Below are 15785 nucleotides of genomic sequence, written 5' to 3'. Positions count from 1 at the left end.
CATGAATGCTAAGACGTTAACTTGCAAAGTCGCTGGCGTTGGCGCTTGGGGCGCAAATTTTGAAAATTGGCATGACCTGCAGGCACTCTTGTGTGGTCAGCCCTTACCCGATAAGCCACAAAAAGGTCCAAAGCCTGCAATTATCCCGGCAAACGAAAGGCGCAGAGCGCCATTGCCCGTGAGGCTCGCTGTAGAGAGTTCCTGGCAAGCCGTGCAGCATGCGCAGGTGGAGCCTGCATCGCTAACCAATGTGTTTGTTTCTGGACTGGGCGATACCGACTTGACTGACTATATGTGTAAAGTATTGGCCTCAGAGAACAAAGAGTTGTCACCCACCAAATTCCATAATTCAGTGCATAATGCTGCCGCGGGTTACTGGACAATAAGCACGAACACCATGACTGCCGCAAACTCAGTGGCAGGATATCAAGAGTCTGTGTCTCTCGCCCTCTTTGAAGCCATGGTGCAGTGTGAGGCAGAAGGCGTGCCCATGTTGGTAACTTTTTATGATGCGCCTGTTTCTGAGGTGTTAAAGCCGCTTCTTGAGAACACGCATGCATTTGCTTTTTCTTTGGTATTATTCCCCTCCGTATCTGACCATGGCATGGCCATCAGTGCCACGATAAGGGAAGCAATTGCACCTGAATGGCCAACGTTAAGTGCGCAAAGTGACTACTTGCAAAGCCTATATACATCGAATCCTTGTGCGAGAGTCCTGTCACTAGCTGAAATGTTAATGCAGCAAAATGCCAAGCACGATGCCATAACCATGCCTTTGAGCGAGCAAACCACAATTAGTTTTGAGAGAGTGCAGCCTTAATATGCAAACTATCAGCAAAGATATCATTATTGTCGGTGGCGGATTAGCGGGAATGAGCCTGGCATTGCAGGTGCTGAGTAAAAAGCCAGATTTACAAATAGTGATCATTGAGAAAAGCACCTTCCCTGTGCCTGATACAACGGCGAAAGTAGGCGAATCAACAGTGGAAATTGGCTCACATTACTTCACTGAAGTGCTGGGGCTTGGTGGCCATTTCAAAGCTCATCACCTAAAAAAACATGGCTTGCGATGTTTTTTTGGGCGCGCGGATATGGATTGTAGTGCCTATGACGAATTGGGTGTCAGTGAGTTGTTTGGTATTCCCACCTATCAAATTGAGCGAGGTGTTTTAGAGAACCATTTGTATGACTTATTGATGGAAAAAGATGTCACTTTTATTGATGGTGCACTGCCCAACGACATTCAGGTTGGTGATAAGTCGCATTCCGTTGTTTGCCGCAAAGCAGACCATGAAACGCGATATGTCGGACGTTGGATCATCGATGCAGCGGGCAGACAAGGTATACTGAAAAACAAGTTGAGCTTGCAACAAGACAACGGGCACAAGGGAAACGCTGTATTTTTCCGCGTTGATAAAACCGTGCTGATTGACCAGTGGTCACAAGACAAAATGTGGCAAAACAGGGTTAAGGACAAAGGTAAGCGTTGGTTAAGTACCAATCACCTCATGGGGCCCGGTTATTGGATTTGGATTATTCCGCTCGGATCCGGAGCAACCAGCTTTGGCGTCGTCATGGATGATCAGGTATTTCAAAGTAATGCCTTTGATACCTACGAAAATACTCTCGCGTGGATTCGCAGCGAGCACCCTAAATGTGCCGAGGCACTCGAAGGCGCTCAGGTGCTCGACTATAAATGCATTAACAATTATTCCTACGGATGCAAACAAGTATTTTCCCACGAAGGTTGGGCGTTAACGGGTGAAGCTGGTGCGTTTGCTGATCCGTTTTACTCTCCCGGTAGCGACTTCATAGCATTGAGTAATACTTTCATAACGCAGTTAATACTCACTGACTTTAAAGATGGTGATTTACATTTGGAAAGTTTGTTGTTCCAAAAGTTCTATAGTTCAATTTTTGAAAACACCTTGTCGTTATACAAGAACCAGTATGGCGGTTTCGGTGACCGTACTATGATGTCTGTAAAATTGGTATGGGATTACACCTATTATTGGGGGGTGTTGACGCTGTTGTTTTTCACCAATGCGATCACCGATATTGAACTGATGCGTAGACTGAATCCAAACCTAATGCGCGCTAGGAAACTGAATCAGCAGATGCAAATGGCAATGAGCGAACGCGCTAAGCTGAGAAAGGTAATACCGGCAAAAGGCGTATTTTTAGACCAATATTTGGTACCGTGCTTAAAGCAATTCAATGAGGTGTTAAAAGCGCCTAACATTGATGTTTGTGAGGCGCTGGAGGCGAACCTTCAAATTATGGAGCGTGTAGTACCCTGTTTTGAGGACATGCTTAACGATAACCCCAGCGCTACGATCTCTGAAAATGAAGAGCGGGTTTTGGGTGCTTATCGTCAATATGTGCTTGCCTAATTGTGCATAAGCCCAAGTCTTTACTTAGTGTGCTGCTAACGCTGGTGTTGGCTCTGTTAGCAGTGGCCTATCCGTTTTTGGTATATCACTACGTCTCCGACGTGAACCCTAGATGGTTTGCCCTAGTTTTAATCACTTTATATGCCATAAAGTTTGGTTTATCGCCGTCAACAAAAAGTACGCAAGACTGGCTGATGCTGATGATCGTAAGTGCTTTTTGCAGTTGTATATTTCTACTGCAAAGCCAGACATTGCTGAAATTTTATCCTGTTCTAATGAGTATTGGTGTTGGCTCAGCGTTCTTTGTCTCTTTGACTGGGGAGCAGTGTTTAATCGATAAGTTTGCCCGAATGGGCGGCAAGCCACCCCCTCCCGAAGCGCATACTTATCTGCGCAGACTCACCCTAATTTGGGGCATACTGTTGTTTGTAAATGGGGCAGTCTCCGCGTTTACAGCATGGTATACTAGCCTCGCGACTTGGACACTCTACAATGGATTGCTCTCATACCTATTCATGGCATGCTTCGCATTATTTGAATGGTTGTATAGAGGTTATTATAAGAAAACACGTAATATTGTTGATGAATAAAAAAAATACAGATGATTTGCAATCGCAATTTAAGCAGCAAGAAGGCCCCAATATCATCGGTACAGAGTGGGGAGAACAATCCGTGCTCTTGAGCTTGAATGTGCCAGCAGACTTGTCATGGTTTGATGGTCACTTTCCAACGCACAAGGTGCTGCCCGGTGTGGTGCAAATTGATTGGGCGGGTAAGCTGGCGAAAGCCCTTTTCCAAGGTGCATCAACATTTAGCCAGCTTAGCAATATAAAGTTTAAGTCTATGGTTATGCCAAATACAGATCTATCTCTGTTGCTTGAGTGGGACAAAAACAAAGGCAATGTGAAATTTCATTATTTCAACCAAGATGAATCATTTTCTACAGGCATTGTTAAGTTTTTACCCCAATGAAGTACTGCATTGTTATCCCGCACTATAAACATGAGAAGCTATTTGCTGCATTTCTGCCAAAGCTTCTTAACTTAGAGTTACCTTGTATTATCGTAGATGACGGCAGTGGGGAAGAAAGCCTCGCTGAATTAGCTGCGCTACTGGAAGACTATCCTGACTGCCACTTGGTAAAACATCAACACAACCGCGGCAAAGGCGCAGCGGTTAAGACAGGGTGTTTTTACGCTAGCGCAATGGGTTTTACTCATGCTCTCCAGCTAGATGCTGACGGCCAACACGATGTCAATGATGTGAATAAGCTCGTCAAATGTAGTGAAGCCAATCCGCATTCAATCATCTGTGGTCAGCCATTTTTTGATGAGTCTGCACCTCTTATCCGCCGCTATGGTCGCAAAATTACAGATTTTTGGGTGGCGTTTGAAACCTTCTCATTTGCCATCAAAGACGGGTTGTGTGGGTTTAGAATATATCCGCTTAAGGAGTTTGAGGACATTATTGACCGCTATTATGTTGGCCCTCGCATGGACTTTGATCCTGAACTGCTGGTTAAAGCGGTATGGGCAAACGTAGACATGAAGTTTTTACCCACCAAGGTGGTTTATCACGAGAATGCAGTTTCTCATTTCAATTACATTAGAGACAATGGAATGATGATAAAGCTGCATGTTCGACTCATTGCGGGAATGTTGCTGCGTTTACCTTTTCTTGTCCACAACAGAGTTAAGAGCGTACTGAGTTAATGATAGAACAAGGTAATGCTAGTCATTCAGATGAGAGCAAGCATTGGTCAGATATTAAAGAAGCAGGCACGCTCACAGGGATGCAGTTTCTCTATTTTATCTATAGGGTATTTGGGCGCTGGATCTTTTCTTTGATTATGTACCCCGTAGCTCTCTACTTTGTTTTGTTCAGAAGTGAGCAAAGAAAAGCGTCCCGACAGTTTCTCATGGCGCACTATAAAAAGTACCCCCAAATGTGGACAAGAAAACCCAACGACTTCCACGTGCTACTGCACTTTAAAAGCTTTGCAGAACTCATTCTCGACAAACTTCTTGGTTGGCTGATTGAAATAAAAGAGAGTGACTTCATTCTGACTGAGCCCGCACTTATCGATGATATTATGCACGACTCGCGAGGGCAGTTAATAATAGGGTCCCATTTCGGCAACCTAGAGTTTTGCCGCGGGTTTATGCAGCGCTACAAAGACAAAGTTATCAACGTCTTACTTTACGATAAACACGCAGGTAATTTTGTTAAACTGATGCAACGCCAAAATCCGGATTCTCGCCTTAATGTGTTTCAAGTCGATGAATTTGATGTAGCCACCATTATGTTGCTAAAAGAAAAGCTGGAGGCGGGTGAATGGGTTTTTATCGCAGGCGATCGCATACCCTTAACAGGCATTGAACGCTCTGTGTATGTTGATTTTTTCAACGAAAAAGCGCCTTTTCCAATAGGGCCCTACATGTTGGCAAAAGCCATGGGGTGCCCGGTAAAGCTCATGTTTGCTTATCGCGACCAATCAACAAGCAATAAAGTGGTTTTCGATGTGAGGCCATTATGTGAAAAGCTAGTGCTTTCTAGAAAGAACAAGATGCAAGAAATTCAACAGTACGCACAGAATTTTGCCTCTGCATTGGAGGAGCATAGCGCAAAAGCTCCTTATCAATGGTTTAACTTTTATGATTTCTGGCACGCTGAGGCCAGTGTTCCCGTTCCTACACAAAAATAACTCACTGGGTTTAGCGTAAATATGGACAGCCGTTTCGAATCTAAAATACTTGACCTTATTCCCCATCGTCCGCCAATGTTACTCATCAATCGCATTTTGGCGTTGGATGTTAGTGAATCCTCAGCTTTGGTGATTATTGATGAGCAAACTCCATTTTTTGAAGAAGGCAAAGGTGTGCCTGCTTGGTTAGGTCTTGAATACATGGGGCAAACCGCTGCCATGATCGCAGGGCACAGGTTAGAATTAGGCCTCATTGAGCCACATTTAGGTTTTTTGATAGGGACGCGTGCCTATAAAGCAACATGCGATTACTTCGAGCCAGGCTGCAGTTTACAAGTGACCAGTAGGGAAAGTGCTATGGTCGCCGATGGATTTGCCAAGTTTGATTGTGAAATCGCGGTGTACGATAGCGCGTTGAAAAATCAAGACACCATTGCTACCGCAAGTCTGTCTGTATTTCGACGTCCGCTAAATGAAGAGAATAGTTAATGAATAATAATAAACGTGTAGTTATCACTGGAGCGGGTGTTGTCTCCTCACTTGGCAACGATTGGTCTGAAGTGAAAGCGTCGTTGCAATCCGGCATATCGGGTGTTCGTTTCATGGATGATTGGCAAAAATATGAGGGCTTGGGTACTTATTTGGCCGCGCCCGTAGCCGATTTTGCCTTACCAGAGCACTACACTAAAAAGAAAAAACGGAGCATGGGCCGTGTGGCGCAAATGGGCGTTCTGGCCACCGAGCGTGCGTTGGTGGATGCTAACTTGTTGGGCGACCCCAAAATTAACTCTGCCGTCACAGGCATTGCTTATGGCTCTGCAACCGGCAGTAGCGCGGCTGCGTTAGAATTTGTACCTATGCTAGAAAATCTATCTACTTCGCGTATCAATAGCAGTACCTATTTGCGCATGATGGCGCATACAGCGGCGGTTAATATCAGCGTTTATTTCGGTACGCAAGGGCGTATGTATACTACGTCAACCGCCTGTACGGCGGGCAGTCAAGGTATTGGCTATGCCTATGAAGCGATACGCTGTGGGCAGCAAGACATCATGATAGCGGGTGGTGCTGAGGAGCTATGCCCCTCACAGGCTGCAGTATTTGACACCTTATTTGCTGCAAGTAAAAAGAACAGTACTCCAGAAGCGACACCTCGCCCCTTTGACGCCCAGCGTGATGGACTTGTTCTCGGTGAAGGTGCATGTACTCTGATACTTGAGTCTTATGAGCACGCCACTGCGCGTGGTGCAAATATTATTGCTGAAGTGATTGGTTTTGCGACAAATACGGATGGTGCGCACTTGGTAAAACCGAATACAGAAACGGTCAAACGGGTAATGACGATGGCCATGGAAGATGCCGGTGTCACGCCAGACGATATCGGTTATATTTCAGCGCATGGTACTGCTACCTCTCATGGCGACATCGCGGAAAGTCAGGCGACTTTTGAGGTGATGGGCGCAAAACCCATTAGCTCGTTAAAAAGTTACACCGGTCATACATTGGGAGCATGCGGTTCATTTGAGGCGTGGGCAACAGCAATGATGATGAACGAGGGATGGTTTGCGCCAACGCTTAACTTGGAAAAGGTGGATGAGCGTTGTGCCCCGCTTGATTATATTCAAAAAGAGGCAAGAGACATACAAACTGACGTCTTCATGAGCAACAATTTGGCTTTTGGTGGCGTCAATACGTCACTTATTTTAAAGCGCATGTAACGAGCCGACCAGGGTGTCGTCGGACTCTTTGACAATTGTGGTCAAAACGGTGGGTTAATACGCGTAGTCTTTGACAGCTTTTCCAAGCATTCCCGCTTTATACTGCTCACCCTTTGCGTCACCGTGCTCCTGCAATGCTTTTTTAGCATATTTGCGTAATTTGCGATTAGCGCCGTTTTCTTTGACCTCTTCAAGAATTGCCCAATAGCGCCCAGAGCGGTCCTGCCCGAGTGTTCTTGCTATCCAGGCAAACGTGTCTATTTGATTGTCTGCTGCTGAGCTGTGATGCGTTATCAATATCTCCGCGAGCATGTCAGTGAGAGCCTGATTCTCTGTCCGAGTATCTATGATGGTTCTGGCACCCTCTTTTAGGCTGCGCAAATCGCCCGCAGTGATCAGCGCCATAACACGAGCATCTCTGTCTTTGTTACTTTCACGGGCAAACAGACTTGCCGGTAAACTCGCCATGCCTTCTACATATTGCTCACCAGATGCCTCATCAATGTCATCCAATGCCGTTTCGGCATGCCTAACCAACTTTTTGTGCTTCGCATTTTCGACTACTGTGTTGACCGCATTGTAGTAGCGCCCATTTTCTGAGTTGCCTAAGGCTCTTGCCATCCAAGCAAGGGTATCTATTTCTGAAGGGTATGCATTGGGATATTTCTTCAAAAGTATCTCAGCGACCATATCCAGAAGCTCGGTGTTCTGGTTCGCACTTTTCGCAATACTGACTGTGGCGTCTTTTAATTGTTTGTCACTGCCTGACACAAGCATGTCAGCGAGTTTTTGCTCTTCGGGATTAAGCTGTGCCAATGCACCAAAAGAAACACTCAAAGTAAATATTAATAAACCAACATATTTCATATAAAGCTCCATTTTAAAGTGGTTTTGTTTTTGCTCAACTTAACACATTCCGCCGTTAACACTAATGACTTGGCGCGTAATGTACTTTGCGCCGTCAGACATTAAGAAGCTCACGGTATGTGCAACATCAGACACATCACCAAATGTCCCCAGGGGAATCATCTTTTTCGCTTCATCTGCAAAAACGCCTTCAATCATATCTGTCTGGATGATGCCGGGAGCAACGCAATTGACCGTAATCTTTCGCTTACCTAGTTCGACCGCCAGAGCCTTGGTTGCACCAATAATACCAGCCTTTGATGCACTGTAGTTCGTTTGACCACGGTTTCCAGTTAAACCTGAAACGGAAGACAATGTGACTATTCTGCCACCCTTTCTCAGACGAATCATTGGCATTATGGTGGGGTGCAATACGTTGTAAAAGCTATCTAAATTGGTATGCACTACGCTTTCCCACTCTTCTGAGCTCATAGCGGGAAATGCATTGTCTTTGGTAATGCCCGCATTGCATACGACTCCCCAATAGGCACCATTGGCCTCGATATCTGCCTCAATGGTGGCTTTGGTTCGTTCTCTGTCTGTAATATCAAACTGGATACCTGTAGCTTTCCCTCCTGCTTCAGAGATAGCCGCTATGATTGCTTCTGCACTTTCCTTACCATTTCTATAATGTACTGCAATATCGTAACCTTGTTCTGCCAACAACAAGGCTACGGCCTTGCCGATGCCTCCGCTGGCTCCGGTAACTAATATGCGTTTTACATCTGACATCTTTCGCTTTCCCTTTATGTGTTCTACAAAAATTTCTATGCGTCTTTTGTATGATTAAACAGGCTGATAGCGGCAACGAAATTAATACTATTGCCTATCAGGATTGTGCTGCCAAAGGCAGAAATGGCTGGCATATCACTAAAAGCTAACAGTCCAAAGGAGAGTAAACTGGTCATCGCTGAGAGCAAAATAGCTTGTTGAGTAACGTCGGCTTTTTCGACCATTTCTCTGGCAAAAATAAGGTAATCCATACCCAGGCCAAGTACTAAGAACAGTGCCATTATATGGAAGATGGTAATCGGTTGTTGCAAAGCAACCAATGCCGCAATAGCCAATGCACTTGCGCAAATGGGGATCAATAACAAAGCTACGGCAGAGGTTTTGCGGTAAGTTACAAGAAGCATGACGGCCAGAAGCACATAGGCAAGCAGGAGCATATGAAGCCCCTTTTCTCGCTGATCCGCCAACGCTTCAATGGCACTGCCTAATGCATTTGAATATTCAATATTATCCAGACCCTCGCTTGCCTGACTCAGCGTGTTTAAGTCACTACCCTTTTTTAGCAGTACAAAGCTATAGATGGTATTGTTATATTCAACCCAAAGGGGCGGTAATGCGGGCAAAGACTGACGTAAGTTGTCAAAGTTGAGCCGTTTTTCACGCGCTGCTAACCATGCATTTCTCGGTGCTTCCGCCATTCTGGGATCCATACCCAGTCGCTCATAAAAACGCGCTAGCACGCCGTCTTCTTGGTAGAGCTTCTCTTGCAATTTGTGGTTTGCTATTTGCTCTTCACTTGAGGGCAGCCAGTCCAACACACTGGTGAGATACTGGCGAGATTCTCCGACACTTTGATAAAATCGTTTTAATGTACTGTATACATCCGCTTCAGCTTTTCCGTGGACGATAAAGTACCTTCCTGGTTCGTAAACTTGTGCCAAGGCAGCCACTTCTTGCTCATTGTTAAGCAATTGTTCCGACACCATAAAGAAACGTCGCGGATCGTCATTAATGTCTACGTCAGTAGTGTAGAGCCAAACCGTGGCGGCAATACTTATGCCCAAGCCGACAGCGACAAACCCGATTTGTTTTGTGGCAAAGAGACGTCTTACGCCAGCCACGACTGACATCAGAAGCGTTTGACGTGCTGTGATAGGACGCTTGGCGATAAATGGCCCTAAAACCATAACGCTCATCCAAGCTAACAAGAGACCCGAACAAGAAAACAGCGCTACCTTTTGCAGTAAGACCAGGTCAGAAAGTGCGAGCGCACCATAGCCGATGAGTGACGTTAGCATGCTTAAAAACATTGCCCTGTGAAGCGTGCTTTTCGACTTGTCACGAGTAGGTTGTGATAGGTGTTGTTTGTCGTTGACTAAAAAGTGATAAAAGTAATGCAAAGAGTAGTCCACCACTATGCCGATAAGACTGGCACCAAACACAATGGTAAAAATGTGAATACCACCAAAAACCATAGTGTTCACAAAAATGCCGAAACTGACACCAATAACAATAGAGGTGATAGAGAGCGTCAAAGGAAGCAGTGAACGGAATACCAGTAGCATGAGCACCAATATGCCCAGTACGGAGCCAATGGCGATGAGCTGAATATCACCTTTGGCCGACTGCGCTGAGTCAACGGCAAAAAAGAACATGCCAGATTGTAAAATAGTAACTGAATAGGCACTTTCTACTGAGCGCTTTACTTCGTTGATACGCTCGTACAGATTTTCCTGCGCTGCTAACCCTTCGACAGGTGTATTAATGAGAACTGTGATGGTATTGAATTTAAGTTGTGCATGTTGACTATCATCATTAATTGAGAAGTCCTGAACGTGTTGCAGAACAAAGTCAGAATACCAACCTAGAGGATCCTCTTCGAAAGGCACTAGTCTGACTCCATTTCCTATCTGATAGAGTTTTTGCTGGGCTTGGCGTGCTAATTCTTCCGCACTTTTATTGAGTAATCGTTCTTTCTGCTGCGAGGTTAGCAATGCATATTTGTATGGAGCGAGTGCCTGCAGGTAATCTTGAGCTTGGGTATCAGCCATGATCAGGCTAAGTTCTGGTATAGCGCTGTAGTCTTTTTTCAGTGCTGAGGTGGCTTGTGCTAGCGTTTTTTCGTCTTCTGCTTTTATGACGACAATGAAACGTTGGCTGATGTCTTTAAGTAAGGTGTCTTTCGCAACTGTTACACCTTGGTCTGCTTCGGACTCTGGATTCAGATCTTGCAGGCTTGTGTCTATCTGTATACGTTCAGGATGAGCTGCAATGATAACAATCATTAGTAGTATCGCCGCCACAAAGAACAGGCGCATCAATGTTGTGACCATATAAGCCGTCCTATCGATTGTAATAGCCAGGAGACCGCATTAATCGACACCACTGCAATGGCCTGGGGTAAAGCTCAAGACATTGTTCTACGGCGGCCTGACGATCTTCAATCTCATATTCGAGGATATCACTTATTACTATATGAGTGACTTGGTTAGTAGCGTCACTGATTTCGATATCAAGCTGGACACTATTTGCCGAATCTGACAAGAGGCGTTTGTTAACTTTGATGTGCTTGAGCCCTCGTTTCATAAAGTCGCTCTTCGGCACCAGTAGCGTGCCTTGGTTCTCCTGTAGCGCTGACACTGAAAACTCATTTTCAAAGTATTCGGCATCGCCTTTTAACAGTCTGAGAAAAAACTGGGACATCACATAGCGAGTGGTGCTAGGCATCTCTTCAATCTTTCCTTGCTCATCAACGCGGTAGTTCATTCTCGCGTTGGCGTAAAGTAGTGCCTCAGGAAACGGGGTTATCGTATTCCATACAAGCCCAAAATTGCAGGAAAAATAAAAATCCCCTTCAGATTGAAGAGGAAAGCTAATACCTTCAATGTGCTTATTTTGAGTAAAAGTTCCGGAAAAGTGGCAGCTAGTAGGGAAAATTTGAGCGAGTTGTGTACTTTCTGCTTGGCTTATAAAAGGCAGGCTCAACATCCATAATAAAACTGCACTTCTTAGCATCTTAGCTTCCTTTTTCTTTAAGCCAGTGAGTAATTTTATCTATTAAAAACGGGGGAGACTCGAACTGGGTTATTTGTTCAGGCATGGCAATAGCAAACTGCGTAGTGGTCGCTTTTGTGTATACCTCGTTAGTGTCTAGATCCCTAATCTCGTACTTTATTTTTAGCCGATTTTCCCACTCAACAAAAGCGGCATTGATCTTTATTTTTTGTTTAAACAGCAGTGGTTTTATGTACTTTATTTGTATGTCAACAACAGGAAAGAAAAAGCCTTTTTCTTCCATAACTTGATAGGGGCAACCAGCCTCTTCTAACAATGCACAGCGTGCAATTTCAATGTATTTAGGATAGTTGCCATGCCATACAACTCGATAAGCGTCTACATCAAAAAAGGGCACTTCATAGACTGTTGTTGCACATTTCATTGGAGAATTATTTAGCCTCAGCAGATAATTCAGCAAATGCAGTAATCACATCCTGAACAGTTCTTACTTCATTAAACTTTTCAGATGAAATATCTACATCTATTGTTTTTTTAAGGTCAATGAGCAAATCCACAGCGTCTATGCTGTCGATGTCTAAATCCTCATAGAGCTTAGCCTCGGGCACGATTGCCTCTTCGTCTAATTCAAATAGTTCAACTAAAATTTCTCTAATTTGACTTAGGATTTTCTCTTCTTGTTCCGTCATAATCTACGTTCGCTGAGTTGTTTTAATGCTTATAGGGTGGGGTATGGGTGTTATTCGCCATCCAATTTTCGTAATAGTGCTCTAAGTAGCGTGTGAGTTCTCTGTATTGCAGTGTTCTTGGTTTAGTGATGTCTACACATTCCTCTAAAACGAGTGGTGGTGCAGAAACCAGCAGAAACTCAGGACCTCCGTCAGGAATGTTATACCATTTATCACCTTTTTTTAAGGCACTCGGCTGACATTTTATCAGAACAGGTATAATGGGCGCCTCTGCTGCAATAGCCACATTCGATGCGCCTCTTTTGAAACGGATCTTTTCGTCATTATCGACCCGTGTACCTTCAGGAAATATCAATACATTTTCACCAGCATTTACTTTCGCCGCCGCTAAAGGTACAGCGTCGAGCGCGTTATTCGGAATGAATCCAGCTAAGCGAACCAATGCGCGGGTAAAGACATTAGAAAACATCCCGGCCTTAACAATGCAGTTGAGGTTCTTGTTTGCAGCAAAAAGCAGAACAACATCAATTAATGAGGGGTGATTAGCAATAATCAGGTGACCCGGATTTGCTTTTAGCAGGCTATCGAGCTTGAAGGTATAACGGATTAAACCAAACCCGCGCATAACATTGATAAACGCTAAACAGCCCTTGTGAATATGCCAACGAATCCACGCTTGTTTAGTTGTAGCACGCACGCCAGGTATCACACTGATAACACGCGCGAATAACCCTAAAAAAATAGCGCCTAAACCAAATAGCGAATAACTAATGGCTGCGGCGACAACCTGCGCTACTTTGGCTGGCTGAATTCGCGTCACAACATTAACTCATTGGTGGCTATTTGCAGAAACATTCAATTTCTACTAACAAGTCGCGCCGGCAAATATCTGCGAGCGTTATCACTATGTCGGCTCGGGGATAGCGCGCTTCTAACCAGCGTTTAGTAAACGCCCAATCTTCAGCATGACGCAAGTACACTTTTAATGTGCGAAGCGAGCATTGATAAGGGTTCGCCGTTTCAAGTAGATGCTCGATATTATCAATAGTTACATCAAGCTGTTTTTCCAATGACCCTTCTGCGACGGTTTCGTGGCCAATAATACTGGCCGTGCCCGATATAAATAGGAAGCGATTATCAATAAGTTCCAACGCGGTCGCCCGTGTGAAAGAGGGGCTGCTAATGCCGTATTGACGAGGGTACTTGAAGGCGTCGACCTGCTTATTATTGCGTTGATGCTCAGGTGATGAAGCACTGGCAAATACATAAATCACAGCGCCTTTAGTGTGATGTCCCAATGCCGACGCCGAAGGGTACTGTTCAGGTTTTACACCCAAGTATTCAAAAGCCTGTAACCTGCCTGTGCAGAAACGTTTATAGGTTTCCTCATCGCCGTCGCCTGTATTGATATTCGGAAGGTAATTCCAACAGCGAAATGGATGAGGAAAACCATGTGTCTTTAGCACCGAAAACAGCGACACATAAGCCTTGAATACCGATTCCTCTATGTTTGTGCACTCTGCCTCTGTTAGCCAGCGTGCGACACAGATCAGGTCGGATGTTTTAGACCACTGGCATTGCTCACTGGTGCCTCGGCTGACCGCTTTATCTACCGTCCAGACCTCACTGATGCTGTTTTCTTCAATACCTTCTATTCCTGAAAGTATTGTGCCTTCTTCACTGGGCATGCAGTCACGCGTTAGCGGCAATACGGCAAGATTGTTTTTCTGTAAGAGTAGGGAGTCTGGCGTTTTGTGTGAAAAGTGTTGGGTAAGCATTTTAATTATATAACTATTGCTGTTTGTCCATGTATAACTGGCATGAGCTCAATGAGAGGGACAGCTATAAGTGCAGGTGTCCATTGACGTAAAAGCCAACGTGAGTACGGTCTCACGCTACCTGCCTAGCACAAAATGTTGGGTTTTAATTTATCGGTATATTATACTAGCTCGCGAAAAAACAAAGCAACTATCATTTAGATTTAGGGTTAAAGAAGTAATGGCGCAACAAACGGAAGCAGAATTAAAGATGGCAAACCTCTTGGTAGAGGCGCTAAATCTTGAAGACATTGAAGCTGAGGAAATTGGTCCGGAAGAGCAACTGTTTGGTGATGGCCTGGGTTTAGACTCTATTGATGCATTGGAGATCGCTGTTGCAATCTCCCAGGAATACGGCGTAAAACTTAAAGCCGAAAGTGAATCTACGCGAGAAGCTTTTGCAACGTTAAGAAGTTTGACCGAGTACGTCGCGAAACAGCAATAATACATCCTCAATGTTACCAACAAGTCCGCTTATTACACGGGACTCAAATGCAAGCATTGCCTGCTTAACAAGACCGCTTGGTAATTTTGGCATAGAGGCAGGAGAGGTTGATACCGTTACATTCCTGTCTCATGTGAGGGCTGTAGCCTCGTGCCTGCCAGCGCAAAGCTATGCAATAAACCTTTGCGGAAATCGCTATTTGTTTCTTGTCAGTTTGTGCGCTGCGATCGTGAAGGGGCAAACGAACCTGCTTCCTCCCAATCGCAATGTGGCTACACAAGCAGCATTAGCTGAAACCTATCCTGAGAGTTACGTCATTCACGATGGCCAAGAGGTCGATCCACGTTTACCAAACATTAATGTTTTAAACTTGTCATTGCAGTTGGATCACGATGATGCACTTGACGTACCGCAAATTAATAACGCTCACTTGGCATGCATTTGTTTTACGTCGGGATCGACAGGGAATGCCAAGCCGGTGCTTAAGTATTGGCAGACATTTACACAAAGTACCAGTATAAACGCGCAATACATGTTGCCAGACACATCAGATACCCTGTATCAGTTGGCAACAATGCCTGCGCAACATATGTGGGGGCTGGAAACATCAATCTTACTCCCTATGTTTCACAATGTTTGTCTCTGTGACGCACAGCCATTATTCCCGCAAGATATCTTAGATGCTTTATCCCAGTTACCTGAACCCAGGATGCTTGTGTCAACGCCTGTACATATGCGTGCGTTGACCAGTGACAGCGCGACCAAACCAAACCTCGACATAGCGCTTTGTGCTACATCGCCACTCACCCAATCTCTGGCTGTACAAATAGAAGCACAGTTCAACTGTCAGCTTCGCGAGGTTTATGGCTGTAGTGAGGTTGGTTCAATGGCTGTTCGACAAACCGCTGAGCAGGAAGCGTGGCGTCGATTTAACGGCTTACACTTCGCAATAACGGATGATGAAACCTTGGTGAGTGCTGAGCACCTTCCGCAGTCAGTCGTGTTACAAGACAAAATTATTGCCAAAGATGAAACGCACTTTATGCTTGCGGGTAGAGCATCTGATCTTGTCAAAGTTGCCGGAAAACGCGGATCTCTATTCGAGATTAATCAACATTTATTGCGTTTTGAGGGGCTAGTAGACGGTATTGTTCTGGACCGTGGTGCCAGCCGTTTGCACGCGATAGTCGCACTTAAAAAAGGTTATGATAAGTCTCAGCTCGTAGCATACTTGAGGCACTATTTGGACAGTGCTTTTGTTCCTCGCCCCATTTATGTTGTTGACGCACTTCCCAGAGAGAGTAACGGCAAGCTTTCAAAGCGCAAAGTCGATGAATTGTTCGCGTCTTTAAAATAATCAGCTTTA

Annotated in this window: 18 protein-coding genes; 10 read left to right on the top strand and 8 right to left on the bottom strand. The window is 44.9% G+C overall.

Annotation, left to right across the window (positions count from 1 at the left end; translation table 11 throughout):
- Window position 1: 1 nt before the first annotated feature.
- Genes DRW07_RS16055 through DRW07_RS16025 form a run of 8 tightly spaced genes read left to right on the top strand, consistent with a single transcriptional unit; the run spans window position 2 to window position 6815 of the window.
- Window positions 2-820 (top strand): beta-ketoacyl synthase chain length factor, encoded by an 819-nt coding sequence (locus DRW07_RS16055; protein WP_124028966.1) that lies wholly within the window; start codon window positions 2-4, stop codon window positions 818-820.
- Between the two features lies 1 nt (window position 821).
- A complete protein-coding gene (locus DRW07_RS16050) occupies window positions 822-2393 on the top strand; it encodes an NAD(P)/FAD-dependent oxidoreductase (protein ID WP_124028965.1) in 1572 nt (523 codons plus the stop codon).
- A 2-nt stretch (window positions 2394-2395) separates the two neighbouring features.
- Window positions 2396-2983: a COG4648 family protein gene (locus DRW07_RS18365; protein ID WP_165870528.1), complete on the top strand. Its 588-nt coding sequence runs from the start codon at window positions 2396-2398 to the stop codon at window positions 2981-2983.
- A complete protein-coding gene (locus tag DRW07_RS16045; protein ID WP_165870527.1) occupies window positions 2976-3365 on the top strand; it encodes an ApeI family dehydratase in 390 nt (129 codons plus the stop codon). The genes DRW07_RS18365 and DRW07_RS16045 overlap by 8 nt, the downstream gene beginning before the upstream one ends.
- Complete coding sequence (locus DRW07_RS16040) at window positions 3362-4105, top strand: glycosyltransferase family 2 protein (protein WP_124028963.1); 744 nt, start codon at window positions 3362-3364, stop codon at window positions 4103-4105. Before DRW07_RS16045 ends, DRW07_RS16040 begins: the two co-directional genes overlap by 4 nt.
- On the top strand, window positions 4105-5097 hold the full coding sequence (locus DRW07_RS16035) for an LpxL/LpxP family acyltransferase (RefSeq protein WP_124028962.1): 993 nt from the start codon (window positions 4105-4107) through the stop codon (window positions 5095-5097). The genes DRW07_RS16040 and DRW07_RS16035 overlap by 1 nt, the downstream gene beginning before the upstream one ends.
- Before the next feature lie 21 nt (window positions 5098-5118).
- Window positions 5119-5586, top strand: coding sequence for a hotdog family protein (locus DRW07_RS16030; protein WP_124028961.1), 468 nt, complete (start codon window positions 5119-5121; stop codon window positions 5584-5586).
- Complete coding sequence (locus tag DRW07_RS16025) at window positions 5586-6815, top strand: beta-ketoacyl-ACP synthase (protein ID WP_124028960.1); 1230 nt, start codon at window positions 5586-5588, stop codon at window positions 6813-6815. Before DRW07_RS16030 ends, DRW07_RS16025 begins: the two co-directional genes overlap by 1 nt.
- 54 nt (window positions 6816-6869) lie before the next feature.
- On the opposite strand, the gene DRW07_RS16020 is transcribed toward DRW07_RS16025, so the two are convergent.
- Genes DRW07_RS16020 through DRW07_RS15985 form a run of 8 tightly spaced genes read right to left on the bottom strand, consistent with a single transcriptional unit; the run spans window position 6870 to window position 13935 of the window.
- Window positions 6870-7682: a hypothetical protein gene (locus tag DRW07_RS16020; protein ID WP_124028959.1), complete on the bottom strand. Its 813-nt coding sequence runs from the start codon at window positions 7680-7682 to the stop codon at window positions 6870-6872.
- Between the two features lie 39 nt (window positions 7683-7721).
- Window positions 7722-8453, bottom strand: a complete 732-nt coding sequence (gene fabG / locus DRW07_RS16015; protein ID WP_124028958.1) for a 3-oxoacyl-ACP reductase FabG — start codon at window positions 8451-8453, stop codon at window positions 7722-7724.
- Between the two features lie 35 nt (window positions 8454-8488).
- Entirely contained in the window at window positions 8489-10786 is a 2298-nt protein-coding gene (locus DRW07_RS16010; protein WP_124028957.1) for an MMPL family transporter, read from the bottom strand.
- A 10-nt stretch (window positions 10787-10796) separates the two neighbouring features.
- Window positions 10797-11468 (bottom strand): outer membrane lipoprotein carrier protein LolA, encoded by a 672-nt coding sequence (locus DRW07_RS16005; RefSeq protein ID WP_124028956.1) that lies wholly within the window; start codon window positions 11466-11468, stop codon window positions 10797-10799.
- A gap of 1 nt (window position 11469) precedes the next feature.
- Complete coding sequence (locus DRW07_RS16000) at window positions 11470-11892, bottom strand: acyl-CoA thioesterase (protein WP_124028955.1); 423 nt, start codon at window positions 11890-11892, stop codon at window positions 11470-11472.
- Between the two features lie 7 nt (window positions 11893-11899).
- Entirely contained in the window at window positions 11900-12157 is a 258-nt protein-coding gene (locus DRW07_RS15995) for an acyl carrier protein (protein ID WP_124028954.1), read from the bottom strand.
- 22 nt (window positions 12158-12179) lie between these two features.
- Complete coding sequence (locus DRW07_RS15990) at window positions 12180-12977, bottom strand: lysophospholipid acyltransferase family protein (protein WP_124028953.1); 798 nt, start codon at window positions 12975-12977, stop codon at window positions 12180-12182.
- A gap of 19 nt (window positions 12978-12996) precedes the next feature.
- On the bottom strand, window positions 12997-13935 hold the full coding sequence (locus DRW07_RS15985; protein ID WP_124028952.1) for a chorismate transformation FkbO/Hyg5 family protein: 939 nt from the start codon (window positions 13933-13935) through the stop codon (window positions 12997-12999).
- 220 nt (window positions 13936-14155) lie between these two features.
- Here DRW07_RS15985 and DRW07_RS15980 point away from each other — a divergent pair, with 220 nt between their 5' ends.
- Window positions 14156-14419, top strand: coding sequence for a phosphopantetheine-binding protein (locus DRW07_RS15980; RefSeq protein WP_124028951.1), 264 nt, complete (start codon window positions 14156-14158; stop codon window positions 14417-14419).
- A gap of 229 nt (window positions 14420-14648) precedes the next feature.
- Entirely contained in the window at window positions 14649-15776 is a 1128-nt protein-coding gene (locus DRW07_RS15975; RefSeq protein WP_165870526.1) for an AMP-binding protein, read from the top strand.
- Window positions 15777-15785: the final 9 nt, after the last annotated feature.

Origin of the sequence: Paralteromonas sediminis, from assembly GCF_003820355.1 — a bacterium.
Taxonomy (GTDB): domain Bacteria; phylum Pseudomonadota; class Gammaproteobacteria; order Enterobacterales; family Alteromonadaceae; genus Alteromonas_F; species Alteromonas_F sediminis.
This window is presented reverse-complemented; position numbering and strand designations above follow the sequence as displayed.

Coding starts and splice junctions, on each gene's coding strand:
- DRW07_RS16055 (WP_124028966.1), top strand. CDS start 2: ATGAATGCTAAGACGTTAACTTGCAAAGTCGCTGGCGTTGGCGCTTGG.
- DRW07_RS16050 (WP_124028965.1), top strand. CDS start 822: ATGCAAACTATCAGCAAAGATATCATTATTGTCGGTGGCGGATTAGCG.
- DRW07_RS16045 (WP_165870527.1), top strand. CDS start 2,976: ATGAATAAAAAAAATACAGATGATTTGCAATCGCAATTTAAGCAGCAA.
- DRW07_RS16040 (WP_124028963.1), top strand. CDS start 3,362: ATGAAGTACTGCATTGTTATCCCGCACTATAAACATGAGAAGCTATTT.
- DRW07_RS16035 (WP_124028962.1), top strand. CDS start 4,105: ATGATAGAACAAGGTAATGCTAGTCATTCAGATGAGAGCAAGCATTGG.
- DRW07_RS16030 (WP_124028961.1), top strand. CDS start 5,119: ATGGACAGCCGTTTCGAATCTAAAATACTTGACCTTATTCCCCATCGT.
- DRW07_RS16025 (WP_124028960.1), top strand. CDS start 5,586: ATGAATAATAATAAACGTGTAGTTATCACTGGAGCGGGTGTTGTCTCC.
- DRW07_RS16020 (WP_124028959.1), bottom strand. CDS start 7,682: ATGAAATATGTTGGTTTATTAATATTTACTTTGAGTGTTTCTTTTGGT.
- fabG (WP_124028958.1), bottom strand. CDS start 8,453: ATGTCAGATGTAAAACGCATATTAGTTACCGGAGCCAGCGGAGGCATC.
- DRW07_RS16010 (WP_124028957.1), bottom strand. CDS start 10,786: ATGGTCACAACATTGATGCGCCTGTTCTTTGTGGCGGCGATACTACTA.
- DRW07_RS16005 (WP_124028956.1), bottom strand. CDS start 11,468: ATGCTAAGAAGTGCAGTTTTATTATGGATGTTGAGCCTGCCTTTTATA.
- DRW07_RS16000 (WP_124028955.1), bottom strand. CDS start 11,892: ATGAAATGTGCAACAACAGTCTATGAAGTGCCCTTTTTTGATGTAGAC.
- DRW07_RS15995 (WP_124028954.1), bottom strand. CDS start 12,157: ATGACGGAACAAGAAGAGAAAATCCTAAGTCAAATTAGAGAAATTTTA.
- DRW07_RS15985 (WP_124028952.1), bottom strand. CDS start 13,935: ATGCTTACCCAACACTTTTCACACAAAACGCCAGACTCCCTACTCTTA.
- DRW07_RS15980 (WP_124028951.1), top strand. CDS start 14,156: ATGGCGCAACAAACGGAAGCAGAATTAAAGATGGCAAACCTCTTGGTA.